At 32.7% G+C, this 16,687-nt stretch carries 13 protein-coding genes and 1 riboswitch; of the genes, 1 reads left to right on the plus strand and 12 read right to left on the minus strand.

From position 1 onward, the window contains the following. The 11 genes from ACSUE0_RS00005 to ACSUE0_RS00055 all read right to left on the minus strand — a co-directional run. On the minus strand, positions 1 to 3,439 hold a 3,439-nt coding region (locus ACSUE0_RS00005; RefSeq protein WP_436955448.1), incomplete at its 3' end, for a GA-like domain-containing protein. Positions 3,440 to 3,640: 201 nt separating this feature from the next. Further along, positions 3,641 to 4,627 carry a choloylglycine hydrolase family protein gene (locus tag ACSUE0_RS00010; RefSeq protein ID WP_119613757.1) on the minus strand — a complete coding sequence of 329 codons (987 nt, stop codon included), beginning with the start codon at positions 4,625 to 4,627 and terminating at the stop codon, positions 3,641 to 3,643. A gap of 395 nt (positions 4,628 to 5,022) precedes the next feature. Further along, the gene (nrdG, locus tag ACSUE0_RS00015; RefSeq protein WP_436955450.1) at positions 5,023 to 5,559 is read right to left on the minus strand and encodes an anaerobic ribonucleoside-triphosphate reductase activating protein; all 537 of its coding nucleotides are present in this window, start codon (positions 5,557 to 5,559) and stop codon (positions 5,023 to 5,025) included. Beyond that, a complete protein-coding gene (nrdD, locus tag ACSUE0_RS00020) occupies positions 5,556 to 7,424 on the minus strand; it encodes an anaerobic ribonucleoside-triphosphate reductase (RefSeq protein WP_436955975.1) in 1,869 nt (622 codons plus the stop codon). Before nrdD ends, nrdG begins: the two co-directional genes overlap by 4 nt. Positions 7,425 to 7,636: 212 nt before the next feature. Continuing rightward, positions 7,637 to 8,635, minus strand: a complete 999-nt coding sequence (locus ACSUE0_RS00025; RefSeq protein WP_182475147.1) for a ThiF family adenylyltransferase — start codon at positions 8,633 to 8,635, stop codon at positions 7,637 to 7,639. Further along, positions 8,635 to 9,402 (minus strand): thiazole synthase, encoded by a 768-nt coding sequence (locus tag ACSUE0_RS00030; protein WP_107552039.1) that lies wholly within the window; start codon positions 9,400 to 9,402, stop codon positions 8,635 to 8,637. Before ACSUE0_RS00030 ends, ACSUE0_RS00025 begins: the two co-directional genes overlap by 1 nt. Position 9,403: 1 nt before the next feature. Then, complete coding sequence (gene thiS, locus ACSUE0_RS00035; RefSeq protein ID WP_119613760.1) at positions 9,404 to 9,604, minus strand: sulfur carrier protein ThiS; 201 nt, start codon at positions 9,602 to 9,604, stop codon at positions 9,404 to 9,406. Continuing rightward, entirely contained in the window at positions 9,594 to 10,706 is a 1,113-nt protein-coding gene (locus ACSUE0_RS00040) for an NAD(P)/FAD-dependent oxidoreductase (RefSeq protein ID WP_119613761.1), read from the minus strand. Before ACSUE0_RS00040 ends, thiS begins: the two co-directional genes overlap by 11 nt. Beyond that, positions 10,699 to 11,283 (minus strand): thiamine phosphate synthase, encoded by a 585-nt coding sequence (locus ACSUE0_RS00045; RefSeq protein ID WP_119613762.1) that lies wholly within the window; start codon positions 11,281 to 11,283, stop codon positions 10,699 to 10,701. Before ACSUE0_RS00045 ends, ACSUE0_RS00040 begins: the two co-directional genes overlap by 8 nt. A gap of 69 nt (positions 11,284 to 11,352) precedes the next feature. Then, positions 11,353 to 11,462, minus strand: a riboswitch (TPP riboswitch). A gap of 149 nt (positions 11,463 to 11,611) precedes the next feature. Then, the gene (xylB, locus tag ACSUE0_RS00050) at positions 11,612 to 13,099 is read right to left on the minus strand and encodes a xylulokinase (RefSeq protein WP_119613763.1); all 1,488 of its coding nucleotides are present in this window, start codon (positions 13,097 to 13,099) and stop codon (positions 11,612 to 11,614) included. 101 nt (positions 13,100 to 13,200) lie between these two features. Next, positions 13,201 to 14,124 carry an AEC family transporter gene (locus ACSUE0_RS00055; RefSeq protein WP_119613764.1) on the minus strand — a complete coding sequence of 308 codons (924 nt, stop codon included), beginning with the start codon at positions 14,122 to 14,124 and terminating at the stop codon, positions 13,201 to 13,203. A gap of 889 nt (positions 14,125 to 15,013) precedes the next feature. Between ACSUE0_RS00055 and ACSUE0_RS00060 the strand changes: the two genes are divergently transcribed. Further along, on the plus strand, positions 15,014 to 15,835 hold the full coding sequence (locus ACSUE0_RS00060) for a helix-turn-helix domain-containing protein (protein ID WP_436955453.1): 822 nt from the start codon (positions 15,014 to 15,016) through the stop codon (positions 15,833 to 15,835). 90 nt (positions 15,836 to 15,925) lie between these two features. Here the strand turns inward: ACSUE0_RS00060 and ACSUE0_RS00065 are convergent, their stop codons facing one another. Further along, positions 15,926 to 16,492, minus strand: coding sequence for a DUF4064 domain-containing protein (locus ACSUE0_RS00065; protein ID WP_119614132.1), 567 nt, complete (start codon positions 16,490 to 16,492; stop codon positions 15,926 to 15,928). Positions 16,493 to 16,687: the final 195 nt, after the last annotated feature.

Here is a 16,687-nt window from a genome sequence, read left to right on the forward strand (position 1 = left end):
TATCTGCGGCTTGTTTAGCTTGTTCTAATGCCTCGATGGCTTGTTGCGCTTCCGATAATTGTTCTGTATCTAAGACCCCGTTGCTATCTTGATCGTTCACTTCTGGCGACATTACTGAACCTATTTGATCTAAACGGCTTTGTAACGCATCCTTACCTGCTGTACCATTCGGTACGTTATTCAATTTCTCTGCTGCGTTTGTTTTAGCTGTTTCTAGCGCCTCAATTAATTTATCTAACTCTGTTTTTTCAGTTGGGTTGATTAAGCCATCCGATGTGATCTCAGATAACTTGTTATCTGCGGCTTGTTTAGCTTGTTCTAATGCCTCGATGGCTTGTTGCGCTTCCGATAATTGTTCTGTATCTAAGACCCCGTTGCTATCTTGGTCATTTACTTCTGGTGATGTAACTGAACCGATTTGATTTAAGCGACTTTGTAACGCATCTTTTCCTGTTGTACCATTCGGTACATTATTCAATTTCTCTGTTGCGTTTGCCTTAGCTGTTTCTAGCGCCTCAATTAATTTATCTAATTCTGCTTTTTCAGGTGGATTGATTAAGCCATCCGATGTGATCTCAGATAGCTTGTTATTCGCAGCTACTTTAGCTTGTTCGGCTGCTTCAATCGCTTGTTGCGCATCTGATAATTGTTCTGTATCTAAGACCCCGTTGCTATCTTGGTCATTTACTTCTGGTGATGTAACTGATCCTATTTGATCTAAGCGACTTTGTAACGCGTCTTTTCCTGTTGTACCATTCGGTACGTTATTCAATTTCTCTGTTGCGTTTGTCTTAGCTGTTTCTAGAGCCTCAACTAATTTATCTAGCTCTGCTTTTTCAGTTGGATTGACTAACCCATCTGCTGTAATCTCAGACAACTTGTTATTCGCAGCTACTTTAGCTTGTTCTACTGCTTCGATCGCTTGCTCCGCATCTGATAATTGGATTGTATCTAAGACACCATTGCTATCTTGGTCGTTCACTTCTGGCGACGTTACTGAACCGATTTGTTCTAGGCGACTTTGTAACGTATCCTTACCTGCTGTACCATTCGGTACGTTATTCAATTTCTCTGTTGCGTTTGTCTTAGCTGTTTCTAGCGCCTCAACTAATTTATCTAGCTCTGCTTTTTCAGTTGGGTTGACTAATCCATCTGCTGTGATCTCAGATAACTTGTTATCTACGGCTTGTTTAGCTTGTTCGGCTGCTTCGATGGCTTGTTGCGCTTCATTTAATTGCTCTGTATCTAACACGCCATTGCTATCTTGGTCGTTGATTTCAGGTATTGTCACTTCATTCATTTGATCTAATTTATTTTGAAGCTCGTTTTTACCTTTTATACCATTAGGTACATTTTTAAGTTTGTCACTCGCTATGCTTTTAGCCACTTTGAACGCTTTATTTAGTTGATTAATAGCAGTTTGTTCATTTGGATTTACTAAACCATCACTTGTTGCTTCTTCAAACTTTTGATCTAAAATTCGTTTTGCTTCTTCAGCAGCCTGTACAGCTTGAGCAGCTTCAGCCAATTGAACAGTATCTACTACACCATTACTATCTAAATCATTCACTTCTGGGGAAATTAATGTAGGGATTTCATCTATCCTACTTTGAAGATCACCTTTATCTGCTGTGCCCTCTAACACGCTATCAAGTTTGGTTATAGCTATTTTTTTTGCTTCTTCCAAAGCTGTAATTGCTTCATCAATTTTTTGTTTTTCAGCAGGATTTACCGCTCCATCAGCTGTTACTTCTGCTATCTGTTGTTCAGCGTATTTTTTTGCTTGTTCTGCAGATTGGATTGCTTCTTCTGCCTTTTGTTTTTTAGCTTTAACTAGAGCTCCATTAATTCTTCTTGCTACATCATCAATATCCACAGATTGATTCGTAATATTGACTCCTCTAAAGACATTTGTATCTAATGTATCACTTAATATATATCCAAATAATTTATCTTGTTTAACATCTATATAGTAACTAGCGTCAAACGATATAACAAATTCAACTCGACCGCCAGAACCACCTCCAGTGTTTGGATTACCGTTGGATCCGCTATCTGGACGAGTATATGAATAGTATCCCAGATGGTCTTGTTGTAATAACACTCTTTGTCTACCATTATATACAGCGAAAACTTTTTTTATTTTTTTACTAAGACTTGCGTTAGGTCTTATAGCATAATTCTCAAATCGATAGGTACCTCTACCTTTTTCTTTCGATAAAACCATTGTTGCAATTAGTACCTCACCGTCATTATAAAAAATATCATCTTCTACGATACCAAAATGGTTTTTAGTTACATCTGATTGGTCCGTAAATGTATAAACAGCGCGATAATCATTATTGTCTCTATTAAAAGTTAAATCTTTCATTTTAGATAATAATTCATTGATTTTGTCTGCTTGAGAAGCATTAATTGTTCTATTTCCAAGTTCTGAGTATATGCCTCTATAGACATTATTATAAACGCTCTTATTATTCTTAAGTGAAGTTTGTCGAATGATATTTCTCATGAATAATTTTCTTTCTTCTTCAGTTAATTCGTTTCTATTTTTTTCAACTTCTCTTATAGCTTTTGTAATATAGTCACCTGCATGTACAGAATTATAACTCAATCTCGCACTGTAACGTCTATCTTTGAAACGATTATTGTAAGATGAACTATTCAAGCTCCTTGCCACTCTTGATTTAGGCTTATTATTAGTTGACTCTTTTGTTTCATTATTTAAATCTATTATATTTAAGCTATTACTTTGAATAGTATCCCTGTTACTTTCTACTTTCTTTGTAACTACAGGAGCTTTGTTTTGTTTGTCATTATCAACAAATTTTTGTTCTTCAACACTATTGTTTTTAATTTGGTTAACGTTTCCAACTTTTTGCTCTAATGTAGATTGCTTTTCTTTTATAGATGTAGAATTATCTATATTTGTGTCAGAAGATTTTTCATGTGATGACATAGTTGTTTTATTTTGTTCAGTTATTTTATTTTCTTGCTTATTTATATGCTCTTTTTCAAAATTATAGTCTGTTATCTCATCTACTTTATTTGAAATTTCATTTTGCTTTTGTCCTTCTTCTGCTTTCACTTCATTATTAAAAGGGATTTGCTCATCTTCTTGTATTGCTTTATTTGTCTCTTCAATTTTCGATTTTTTTTGATTTACAACATTTGAATTATTTTCGTCAATTTGAGCTTCTTTAGAATGTTTTTCTCCAATTTTCTCTAAATCAAAATGTTTTTCTTCTGAAACAACTTGCTCTTCAACGTTATTTTGTGCTTCAATGGTTTCTTTGTCATTTACCATATCTGCTTCTGCCTCACTGTCTTGATTGATAAAAAGAACTGATCCTACTAAAACCGACGCAGTTCCCACAGTGAATTTTCGAATAGAATACTTATTATTTCTTTTAGCAATATATTCTTTGAGTAATCTCATAGATGTCTTATTCTCCTTTGTTGATAATATCCATGCTATTAACAATAATATTTATTTTTAAAAAGGAGCACTATACTTGTTAAGAATTCAGTAAAAATTTGGAACTTTAAAGTAAAAATATGGAATTAAACAACAAAACACACCCCAATTAAATTGGAATGTGCTTTCCATGCTAATATATCAGCTTTATTCTAAATTATATTAGTCGATTAATTTATTTGTTACTAAACCCGAAACTGGTTCGAATATCGTTAACTCTTCTTTATTTAATAAATTTTCTGTGAGTTGTAATTCTGTAATCTGATTTGACTCATACCATTTAATGTACATTGTGCGTGTAGTTAAATTTAGGACTGTTTGATACAAAGTATAATGTAGTGCCGCTTCTTCGTCTCTAACTGCACCTTTAGGTATACTAACAATTTCTAAAAGTTTAAATGCATTGAGTACATCTTCTTCTGCATTACTTGTTTCTTCTAAATTATTTTTTAAGTAAGCCATTCGAACAAAACGTTCCGCCGAAGTGTATCCACCAGGTAATCCGTACGTTCCACCTTCATTTCCTAGCGTTGGGAAAATAGTATTCATTAGTTGGCTTGCTTGAGGGCGTTGTGGCGTAATATTTATATAATTCCTCAAATTTTCATAGTGCCAATTCAAATCTGGATTGTTAGTTAAGACTCCTACTGGATTTTCATTTACGATCATAGTACCATCTTTAAAAGTTAGTTCAATCGTTCTACCTGAATCATCAGTAATATGATAATGTAATGGAGGAACTTCAGCTATATCATTGAGTGTGTGTGCGACAACATTTACGGATTTAGCATTTTCTATTAAATCTTCAATATTTCGATTGTAACCCAACACCCACGTAATTACTTCACTTTGAGCAATATTCATATACCCCTCTCGTACATCTGTGGCATATGTTGCATATCCTCTAAAATACTGTATTGAAGCACCGAGACCATGTTCATTGACACCGTCTGCAAATAAGAATCCTTCCATATCACTACCCGATCCAACAAAACCATACTTTGTTTTACCTTTATATGCTACGCGTGATTCCCAATAAAAATGACGTGGTTGTACAGCAGGGTTTCCTTTTAATTGATAAACAAAATCCATAGTACGTCCTAATATCACCTGGTTACTTTTCGATAAATATGAAAAACCAGTGCACATGATTAATCCGCTCCTTTCAACCTTCTCTATGTCAGAAATTAATTACTTTGTATCTTTCATCAATATTCATTTTAGTTAATTATGCTTTATATTAATAGTAATTCGCTTGTGATATACATGCACTTATGAAAAGCTAATACTTAAAACAAACTTTCACTGTGTAACGGCTTTCACTAAAATGATAATATTAGGGACGAGACAGAAATCACCTTTTTTCAAAAATAATTTGTTGTCCCATCCCTTTAAGTCTGAATATAAGTGAAAAGTCCGATACATTTTCGCTCTAAATATACTTTAATGAACTAATAGACACGCTTTGATAATAATGAACTGCTTTGTTAGGTTGGTAGTCTTAGTTATGAGATTATTTATATCAACCTTTTTTCTACTTTAAATTATGTTAATTGCAGTTCTCGTACTCGTGTTTGTGATAAAGATGCTTTTACGTCAATTACTCGTTGATTCAAAGAACCTTTATATGGTAGGTTAGGTTGATATAAATGGTTAATAAAAGGACCGTCTACGAGCACATCTATATGATTAAGTAACTCATTTCTTTCACCTTTATCTTCCATTAAATATTCAAATAAAAAGCCTGTCCAAACCCATAATGTTTTTGAACACCCAAATTTTTCCCTAAATGCTTGGGCGCACTTTAATGTAATGTCTAAATTACAAAATGGTTCTCCACCTAAGATACTTAACCCAGAAATATAATCAGGTTCACAGTTTCCTAATATTTCTTCCAAGATTAAATCGTTAAATCTTTCACCATATCTAAAGTTTTGCGCCACTTTGTTATAACAATTTTCACAGGCAAATGGACATCCTGAGACATATAAACTACATCTGACACCTTCTCCATCAACAAAACTTTGTGACTCAATTTTGGCAATGTAACCTTGTCCTCTTTTAATATTTAATATTGTCATAGTGTTTGTTCTTTCAGATGTTTCACTCGAGCACACATTTCTTTATGTCTTCCTTCAATCGTAGGACGTTGGACTGGATTACCAAGATACCCACATGTACGTTTCACTACATCAACTGTAGTAGGATCATAATTACCACACTCAGAACATTGATAGCCTGTTGTTGTAGTTTTAAAATCACCTTTAAAGTCACATTCCCTACAATGATCAATCGGAATATTCGTGCCTAAATAACTTACCTTATCATATGAATAATCCCATACCGCTTCTAATGCTTTTAAATTATGATTTAATTTCGGATATTCACAGTAATGGATGTAACCACCACTTGCATAAAAAGGATATTCCTTTTCAAAATCAATTTTCTCAAATGGTGTAATATCTTTTCTTACATCATAGTGGAATGAATTCTGATAATATCCTTTGTCAGTGACGTTCGGTATTTCACCATATTTTTCCATATCGAGTCTACAAAAACGATCGGTTAGAGACTCACTTGGTGTGCTATAAACGCTGAACCAAACATCATATTGTTCAGTCCATTTCAGTTGGTAAACTTTCATTGCTTTTAATATATCTAATGTAAATTTTTTAGCTATAGACTGTGTTTCCCAATTAGGACCATAAAACACTGTAGCCGCTTCATACAAACCGATATATCCCATAGATAAAGTAGCTCGTTTTCCTTTTAACAATGTCATAATATCTTCTTTATCCGTTAAACGATGTTTAAATGCACCATTTTTATATAAAATAGGTGCATTATTAGGTGTTACTTCGGAAATGCGTTGAATTCGATAGACGAGAGCATCATGCATTAGTGCCATTCGTTCATGGAATATCTTCCAAAACATTTCAATGTCATCATTAGATTCAATTGCTATTCTAGGCACATTTAATGTCACAACACCTAAATTACATCTTCCATTATTCTCAAATTCTCCAATTTCGTTCTTCCAAGCTGGCAAAAATGAACGACAACCCATCGGAGCTTTAAAATCACCTAATATTTCGACCGTTTTATCATAATTCAAAATATCAGGATACATTCTTTTAGTAGAGCACTCTAATGCTAATTGTTTTATATCATAATTCGGATCTTTCGAACTAAAATTCACACCTTTTTTAATTGAAAATACAAGTTTTGGGAAGATGGCAGTAATACGATCTTTACCCAAACCTTTGATTCTAGTGTTAAGAATTGCTTGTTGGATTTTACGGCTATATGTATCTGTTCCTAATCCAAATCCTAATGTTACAAAAGGTGTTTGACCATTTGATGTATACAATGTGTTAATTTCATATTCTAAACTTTCTATAGCATCTTCGATATCTTGTGAAACTCGATAATCAACATAAGTTTCTATGTCTTGTGGTGTCACAAATTTTTCAGCCAATTCTCGATGCTTAGCTTCATTATATTGAACGTAATGGCTCAGTAATTCATCAACCCGATCAATTGTACACCCTCCATATTGGCTACTAGAAACATTGGCAATGATTTGTACAAGTTGGGCAGAAGCTGTTTGAATTGATTTAGGTGAAGTCACAGTTGCGTTACCAATTTGAAAACCATTCTTGAGCATACTTTCTGCATCTATTAAGCAACAATTCGTAAGCGGTTGAAATGGATGATAATCTAAATCATGAAAATGTATGTCCCCTTCTTTATGAGCTGTTGCGATATGTTCTGGTAATAAATGATTTAACGCATATGATTTAGATACTACACCGGCTGTTAAATCTCTCATCGTCGAAAATGTAGCGCTATCCTTATTGGCATTTTCATTTATCACTGTAGGATCTTTAGTTATTAAATTCTTTAAATCTTGTTCGAGTTTATTCATTTTACCCCTCTTTTCTATATGTTGTGTTTTATTTAAATTTATAACACAATATATAGTGTTTCAATGTATAAATAAGCAGTTCACAAATTTGTAAAATCTTTTCAAAGTATTTGTGAACTTTAATTACATTTTCAAAACATCTATATTAACAATCTAAAAATATAAAAAACACTGACTACACAATAGTTAATCATCCTATTGTCTAATCAGTGTTTTAAATTATTTTATATTCAACTCAAACTCTTTACAATTTCTCTATAAATTTTCTTAGCTTCCTCCTCATTTTCAGTACCATAGACATGCATTCTTCCATCTTTGAACAGTGTGATTTCATGAGCCTCATACGCCAATAGTTTCACAAAGTCATTAGTTTTTTTCACAGTAACTGGTAAATAATCAATATGGTTAAAAATGTCGGCGTTAAAGCGTAACAAGAACATATCTCCGCATTGCTTCTCTATCTTGGTGTCGTATTTATCATTTAATAATTCATACTCATGCTTCACACAAACATTACAATCACTTTGTGTTAAAGCACTAATATCCATTGACTTATATTGCATATTAAAACAATCTATAGTTATAAGTTTTTTTGAAAATGCTTCGCCAGAGACCCATCTCATTAGCTCGGAAATTTGCATACTAGCTACTTGATAAATCACTGGTGGTAGCACACCATTTATTGCACAACTTTCACCAGTACTTGGCATTGTTTCAAGTAGACATTTCAAACATGGTCCTTGATTATCGATACCATAAACAGTACCTTTACTACCAACTGCAGCACCATAAATCCAAGGTATACTTTGCTTATTACAAGATTCATTGATTAAATATCTTATTTTAAAATGGTCCATACCATCTATAACAATATCCGGATGATATGCCGTTAATAGATTTTCTATATTTAAATTTGTTATTTCTCGATCTATTGTTGTTACTTGTACGTTGCTATTGATTTGATTCAACTTATGCTTTAATGCTTCAACTTTAGGTAACATTTGTTCCGCATCCAACTCATCATATAACGCCTGTCTATGTAAATTGGATAATTCAACAATATCCATATCGATTACAGTAAGTGATCCTACCCCCATCCTTACTAACATTTCTGCACTGTGACTACCAAGTGCACCTGCACCCATAATCATGACATGAGTTTTTTGAAGTTGGCTTTGACCTTGCTCACCAAACTGATGATATCTTACCTGTCGATTGTACCGTTCTATCATAAGAATCCAATACCTTTAGTTGGACTCGATGCTTGTGCCGTATACTTCACAGGTATTCTTCCTGCTTCATAACTCAATCTTCCGGCAGTAATCCCTTTATTCATTGCTTCTGCCATTTTCACAGGATCCGCTGCACTTGATATTGCCGTATTAAGTAAAATACCATCAGCACCTAATTCCATCGCATGACAAGCATCTTTAGGGGAACCAATACCCGCATCAACTATGATGGGCACATTTGTGCGTTCTATGATATAGCGTAAATTTAATGGGTTGTTAATACCTCTACCTGTCCCTATAGGTGATGCAAGTGGCATTATCGCGTGTACACCAAGTGATTCTAAGCGCTTAGCTAATACGACATCATTTGAAATATATGGACAGACCGTATAACCTTTTTCCAACAACACTTTACATGCTTCATATGTTTCTAATGGGTCTGGCAATAATGTTTCGTCATCACCAATGACCTCTACTTTAATCATGTCACAGACTCCTGCATGATTTGCTATTTCGGCAATCCTTACAGCTTCACTAGCATTTTTAGCACCTGCAGTATTAGGGAAAGTAACAAATTTTGATAAATCTACTTTGGCCAATGGGTTAGGTAAATTTTTGTCATATAAATTCATTCTTCTGACAGCAAATGTTAATACTTCAGTTTCTGAAGCTTGAATTGATTCTGTCTGTATTTGCTCACTTTCAAATTTACCTGTCCCCAACAACAACCTTGAATTTAATGTGAAATTTCCTATTTTAAACATATTATCCGCCTCCTACAAATTCTAGTAATTCTAATTTATCCTCATCATTGACTAACCTTGTTGCAAATTGTTCACGTTTAATTAGTGTCTCATTATGCTCTACAATAATACGTGTTTCATCCAGTCCTAATGATTGAATTATTTCTTGTATATTAATTGGTTGTTCAAAGTTAAATACATCGCCATTAATCTTACATTTCATTTCTTTCACCTCTCCTAATCTGAAAATCATATAATTGTTTTGGCCTATGGCCATTAATAACCCATTGACTCATCAACTCGCCTATTAAAGGTGATAGTAGAATTCCATTGCGATAATGGCCAGTAATGACAAATAAGTCTTTATCCACTTCATCCATAATAGGCTGTTCATTTTGACAATAAGGTCGTATACCTGACCATTGGTTTATGATTTTTCCATTTTTCAAATCAGGTATATAGCGCAAAGCTTGTGACTTAAGCCATGATTTCCCTGCATTAGACACCCCAACTGAGTAGTCATCAAAGTAACTTGTTGCACCGACTAAATATCTATTCTTTAATTTAGGGACGACATAGCAACCATTTGTCAGGAACATGGTAACGCCCAAATTCAAATCGGGTTGTTCTATCAATAGTACTTCTCCCTTTACACCACTAACCGCTTCACAAGGTAAATATTGCGGTAAAAGTGTGCTTGTCCAAGCACCACCCGTGACAATTAACTTTTCAGTATAATAAGTTCCACTTTGTGTCTCCACACGGTAGCCGCCTTTTTCGGCTTCAATATGGGTTACAGTTGTTTGGTATATTCTATCTATATGTCGATATGATAGCGACTTCAACAACGCTTTGGTATAGCGGTTTGCATTAATTTGATTATCTTCAGCCATATAAATACCATTTGTGTGTTTTGAAGTAATGACCCCGTTGGACATATGCTGAACATCAGTCGGGCTAAGATGTTCTACAGATGTAAAATGTTGTCTCAAGAATTGATATTGTTGTTCGATTTTTTTATTATCATAATGATTCGTAGCCAATTTTATTAATCCACTATTTAAATACTCAATATCCACGCCAACCTCTTCAAACAAACTGTCTCTTAGAGGTTTGAACATCTTTTGAGAAGTTGTTGCCAAACTAAATAAAGCACTGTTTTCGGTAAATTCATTTTGCGCGCCTAACATCCCACCTGCTTTATAAGATGCATGCTTACCTGCTTCGTCTCTATCTATCACAGCTATATTCGCAAAGGACTGACTTAACCCACGTGCTATTGACATGCCCATGACTCCTGAACCAATAATAATGACATCATACATGTTCCTCCCACACTTCCTTCATATTCATGAGTTTTTGTTTCGAGTATTTATTAAAAATAGAAATCCCGGCTATTCCTGAAAATCCATTAGGTAAAGAAGATAAAGTATGTTGATTAATACCTCCAATTGCAATAATCGGAATATCAATTTGTAGCGCTTCTTCAACTTCCGTCTTTGCTCTAGGCTTTTGTTTAGGTTTAGAAGGTGTTTCAAATACGTGTCCGAACAACACAAAATCTAGCCCTAAATATTTAGCGTTAGCAATAGCATCTTTACGATGCGTAGACATACTCACTTGTAAATTAGGATAACGAGTTTGTATTTCCACAATAGAACGGTCACTTTCTCTAAAATGAATTGCCGACAAGTCACATCGTATGATTACGTTGATATCGCTATGAATAATAATCTTATCCTTAGGAAACTCATTTTTTAGTAATTCATGAACCCACTGAATTAGTTCTTCAGTATTCATTGGCACTCTTATTAATAAGTAATCAATAACACCTTCGATTTTACAGTAATGCTTAATATGTGATTTAGACAAATCTTGATATGGTGTAATAGCAATAAACAATATATTCACCCCAAAATAAAAAAACGTTATTTTCCCTGGTGGAAAAATAACGTTATATGATTACTTCTATCATAGAAAACGCCACTTTCCTACGCCAGTGCGAACTGGATCAGGTTCTAGGAATCCCTCAGTTATTACTTCGGTCTCAGCCTTTATCAAAGGCACTTCCAGTGGTTTCTATCTATTAAATTTTCAAATTAAATGTTCATTTCACATGTTTTAACGATTACTTACAATCTAACTTATAATGATTTACTTTTCAAGTATCACTTTGACATTGGTAGCAAATGTTTCTAATGTTAGCTGACATTATTATGCAATTTCCCACTTATAAAGACAACTCTAACAAACGTGCTGTTATAGGTCTGGTCTGACGATAGACTTCTTGATATATTTCAAAATATTCAACATAGCGTTCGTGATGAGCTTTATTTGGAAAAAAGGTTCTATCATAGACAATAAATTGATTAACTATATCTTCTATGTTTTCATACCAACCCAAACCGACAATAGCTAGCATTGCAGCCCCCATGCAAGGCCCTTCCTCATATTTCAATTTACTGACTTTCGCATTAAATATATCAGCTTGTAATTGTAACCAAAAATCATTCTTCGCACCTCCGCCAATCGAGGTAATATGCGTTATGTCCTTCCCTTTTCCACGTAAATATACCAATGTTTCATACAATGAAAAAGTAATACCTTCAATTACTGATCTAGCTATATCTGCATTTGTATGTAAAGTACTTAACCCGATAAAGCTACCTCTAATTTTGGAATCGCCATGTGGTGTACGCTCACCTGAAAGATAAGGTGCAAATAACAATCCTTCACTGCCAATTGTAGATTCACTTGCTAAACTTAAAATTTGATTGAAAGTTAAGTCAGGAAATACATGCTTTTTTAACCAATTCAAACTATCTCCAGCGGCAAGCGTCACACCCATTACATATGATTTATCTTCGACAACATGATTGAAATAGTGCAAATTATGGCGATACATCTTTCCTTCACCTTCTTCACAAGTTAATAACGTACCAGAAGTCCCAATACTGCATAATGTATCGTTGGATTTGATAACGCCAGCACCAAGTGCACCACATGCATTATCACCACCACCAGCAAAAACAGCTACCTCCTCTTTTAATCCTAATGATTTAGCTAGGCTACTTTCTACATATCCAACAAAATCTCCGGATGATACGAGTGAAGGATAAATATCGTGAATACCAAATTGTGAGCCAATTGCCTTCGACCAATTTTTCTGTTTTGGATCCATTAATAGTGTGCTTGAAGCATCTGAATATTCCATATTTATTTTACCGGTAAGCTTAAACCGCACATAATCTTTAGGTAATAAGAATGTTGCTATCTTGTTCCAATTATTAGGCTCATTATCTTTTATCCATAGCAATTTCGTTAGTGTAAAGCCTTCTAATACTGGATTTGATAACACATAATTACCAAATTGTTGTTCAATTGTTGCGCACTGATGTGTTGATCGAGTATCATTCCACAATATTGCATTTCGAATCGGTTTATTATTGCTATCTAATGCCACTAAACTATGCATTTGACCAGATAACGATAAGGCACGAATATAGATATCATTTAACGCGTTGTTACTTAATATTTGTCTAATACATGACTTTGTTGCCTCAAACCATTCATCTGGTTGTTGTTCATTATATCCAGATTGAAGTTGTATAATATCAAGCTCTTCGCTAACCTTAGCTAGAACTTCTCCTTCTTTACTCACGGCTATAACTTTAACTGAACTTGTTCCTACATCTATACCTAACACTGCTTCATTCAATATCATCGATTCCTTTTGTTAGATTTTAAATATTCAACAACTGTATCATATTGAAATAACTTTCAAATTTCCAATAATATGACATTATAATGAAACTGAAGTTAGAATAATATTTTCGACATATAAATGACGATGACTACGGTTATCGCACTCAGTAATGTTGATAAAAAGACTAATTCGGCCGCAAGTTCTGGATGATTATCATATTCCTGGGCAATAACAGAACTATTAACGGATGTAGGCATAGCTGAAGTAATAAATAACGCTTGTGCTATGATACCTTCAAGCCCCATCAGTTTGATAATACCAAGGGCTATTACCGGGCCGACAATCAGCCTCACAAATATAAACACATATGAACTTGACCATTTAAAGCTAAATTTAATATTAGCAATTTGGGCACCTAATAATAATAAGGCAATTGCTATCATTGCATCTGCAATATAGTTTGCCGGTGTCCATATAAACTTAGGTATAGCGACATTACCATAATTCAAAACAATCGCGAATATTAAAGCGTATAAAACAGGCATCTTAAAGTAACCTAATATCGCTTTAAGTTTCCCAATATGCACAGCTTGTATTGAAAATATACCATATGAAAAAGTGAAAATATTTTGTAAGGAAAGCACAATGACTTGAACAGACATCGCCAAAGGATCTCCTTTAAATACTAAATCATTTACCGGGACGCCGTAATTACCAGAATTAAAAAATAATACGCTATTCGTTAATGTTGTTGCTTCCCCTTTATCCTTTGTACCAAAATATGCCAATAACTTACCAATACCATAAAGGATAATTATGTATATGATAAAGAATAATACGATGTACAATAATAGCTTTATTTCAAAATTCGTCTTATAAAATTTTACAAATATGAATCCAGGTACAAATATGTATATGTTTAACTTTGCCAATGTTTTTAAATCTAATGTAAATTTTTTCTGCAGTACATACCCTATTACAATCATAATAAAAATAGGCAACAATACAGTCTCTAAAATAACTAACATTTCGTGCATTTTAATTTTGCCCCCTTTGCCTAATTCCACTTACTTTTTGTACTTATGAAAAAATAAGAAATTTACATAAGTATCCCCCTTGAAAATAAATCACACATTGTTCACGTTAAAGCTAACTGCGTATGAAACTATTCATTGCAAATTCTTTTACGCAATGCAAGAACTGGAGCATACCCACAAGACTGTTAAGTTATGTTTCACGTTAAACAACTTGTCTCGATATTAGGAAATCAAATTTTGCTTATTAATTTATAGTAATAAGCTTACTTTTTCTTTCCTTTTTTCTTATTGGTTTTCTTTTCTTCTAAAATCGACATCACGATAAAGCCGACAAGTAATATTGGTGTAAGAACTGCAACCATTATTAACATTTACTTCACCTCATTATTTGATATTTTGAAAAATAAATTTTAAGTATAGATAATAAATCAAATAGTATCCTTATAATATTAATTTACACCTTTTATACATCTTCCTCAATAAAACAATTTAGTTTATTCAATACTTTATATTTAATAAATCAAAAACAATACAAGCGTATGACTATATAGAAATATTTTTTAATAAGCAATGAACATCTTGATAATCTAAAGGTTATTTATATTACTCCCTCAATGAATTGAGCATGAGTATCCAAAACTTCTATGGTGAATTCAAATCTAAAAACCATAGTAAAATAATAGTATTTCTAAACGAAAATATTTTAAGAGTCATGTTGAATACCCACCTAAAATAAACATTTTATATTATCAAGTAGTTTTTATTTATCTATATTTTAATAATTGACCATAATATAAATTACCTGTAATATTTTCAATATAATATATGCTTTCGTAGCTGAATTTAATTCGAGAATTACATTCCAATATAAAAAGACGGAGGTAACATAGTGAATTACAACCTAGTTATTTATAAACAACATGACAAACTCGACTATCTAAATACGCCTAACTTTGCGAATATATATTTAGTAATAGAAGGTAAAATTTCCTTTCAAAAATTCACCTCTACATATACTTTCCAACAAGGTGAAATTTTTATAGTTTATGACTTCGAAGAAAATTTAATAATTAGTAGACATGCTATAATTTCTTGTATTTCTGTAAATAACATAACCTATCACCGTTTTTCATTAGCATATCGAGAAGGAGCTTCAGACAATTATCCGCCACCCAAAGTTATAACTGAAACTTATATTGACATTTTAAAAGTAATTCTAGAGGAAGATTTTTTCAATGCAGATATTGGAGTGATAAAACTTATTAATTATCTTAATCATTCAAAAGATAATTTATATGTGAATATGTCATATTCAAGTAAACTGGTTAAAAATGTAGTTGAGTATATTAATACAAATTATAAAGAGCCTTTAACTTTATCTTACATTTCAAAGAAATTTTATGTAAACAGTAGTTACCTATCACGTGAATTTTCAAAGAAAATGAATATATCTTTATTAAAGTATATTAAAAAAGTAAAGATTTATAATTTGTCGAGGGAACTTTTATTACATGGTAATTTGGAATCTATCTGGAGACAATACGGATTTCGTTCTTACAATACTTATTTGCGTGATTTTAAAAATATAATGCACATGTCACCCAAAAAATTTATCAATCAAAATCCTATTAATCAAGTAAATAAAAAAATTGAGCATCATGAGTTATACGAATATTTACAACAAATATTGCATTTAATAAAATATGAATAATTTCACATAATTTTTATATATAAAAAACACCAAGTCCCTCATACATTAAGGCCGACTTGGTGCTTAAAATTATGTTATTACACTTGCTATTTAATACTTATATTTGTTCTCTTCATCTGATTTTGTATATTCATCTTTTATAGCTTCTTTTTCGTTTTCTTTTTGTTCTTCTGATAAAACAAACGAATTATTGTGTTCGTTGACTTGTGAACCATCTTTAATATATGGATTTACATCCTCATCATTGTCTTTACTATAAACAGGCGCTTTTGGCTTTCTCACTAATAACATGATACCAGCAACAATCCACAGTACGGCATTAATCCAATTACCTAATAAAGAAATTACACCTGCAATAATTAGTAAAACGCCTGCTATTTTAGCTTTTTTACCAATTAAGAATGCTGCTATTAATGCAATAATTAAAATTACAATACCTATTACTAAACCTGCAGTTACAAGTCCGCTTAATGTACTAAAGAATGCATTAGCATCTTCATATGTAACGCTAGTCTCTTCTTGCATCATTTGATTAATAAAAGTATCTTTGAGCTCACTATTTCCAAACATCGGAATTAAAACAGCCAATAGTATTACAGCAATTAATTGTAGCGCAATACCGATCCATGTTAGTACGCGTTCTGTTGTTCTTTTCATAACAATGTTCCCCCTGTTTATAAAATTAAATTTATTAAGACAATAATCTTTACCAACATAATATAAAAAATACTTAATTGCAATGTTAATTATACTAATTGCGAATATTTAAGTCCATATTTTATAGGTATTAATATTTTTTAATTATAGTTACTCATTATTTATTATTAATAATATTGAATCAGAAAATTAAGT

The organism is Staphylococcus sp. AS1337 (assembly GCF_051408735.1).
GTDB classification, from domain to species: domain Bacteria; phylum Bacillota; class Bacilli; order Staphylococcales; family Staphylococcaceae; genus Staphylococcus; species Staphylococcus xylosus_B.

Coding starts and splice junctions, on each gene's coding strand:
- ACSUE0_RS00010 (WP_119613757.1), bottom strand. CDS start 4,627: ATGTGCACTGGTTTTTCATATTTATCGAAAAGTAACCAGGTGATATTA.
- nrdG (WP_436955450.1), bottom strand. CDS start 5,559: ATGACAATATTAAATATTAAAAGAGGACAAGGTTACATTGCCAAAATT.
- ACSUE0_RS00030 (WP_107552039.1), bottom strand. CDS start 9,402: ATGTTTAAAATAGGAAATTTCACATTAAATTCAAGGTTGTTGTTGGGG.
- thiS (WP_119613760.1), bottom strand. CDS start 9,604: ATGAAATGTAAGATTAATGGCGATGTATTTAACTTTGAACAACCAATT.
- ACSUE0_RS00040 (WP_119613761.1), bottom strand. CDS start 10,706: ATGTATGATGTCATTATTATTGGTTCAGGAGTCATGGGCATGTCAATA.
- ACSUE0_RS00055 (WP_119613764.1), bottom strand. CDS start 14,124: ATGCACGAAATGTTAGTTATTTTAGAGACTGTATTGTTGCCTATTTTT.
- ACSUE0_RS00065 (WP_119614132.1), bottom strand. CDS start 16,492: ATGAAAAGAACAACAGAACGCGTACTAACATGGATCGGTATTGCGCTA.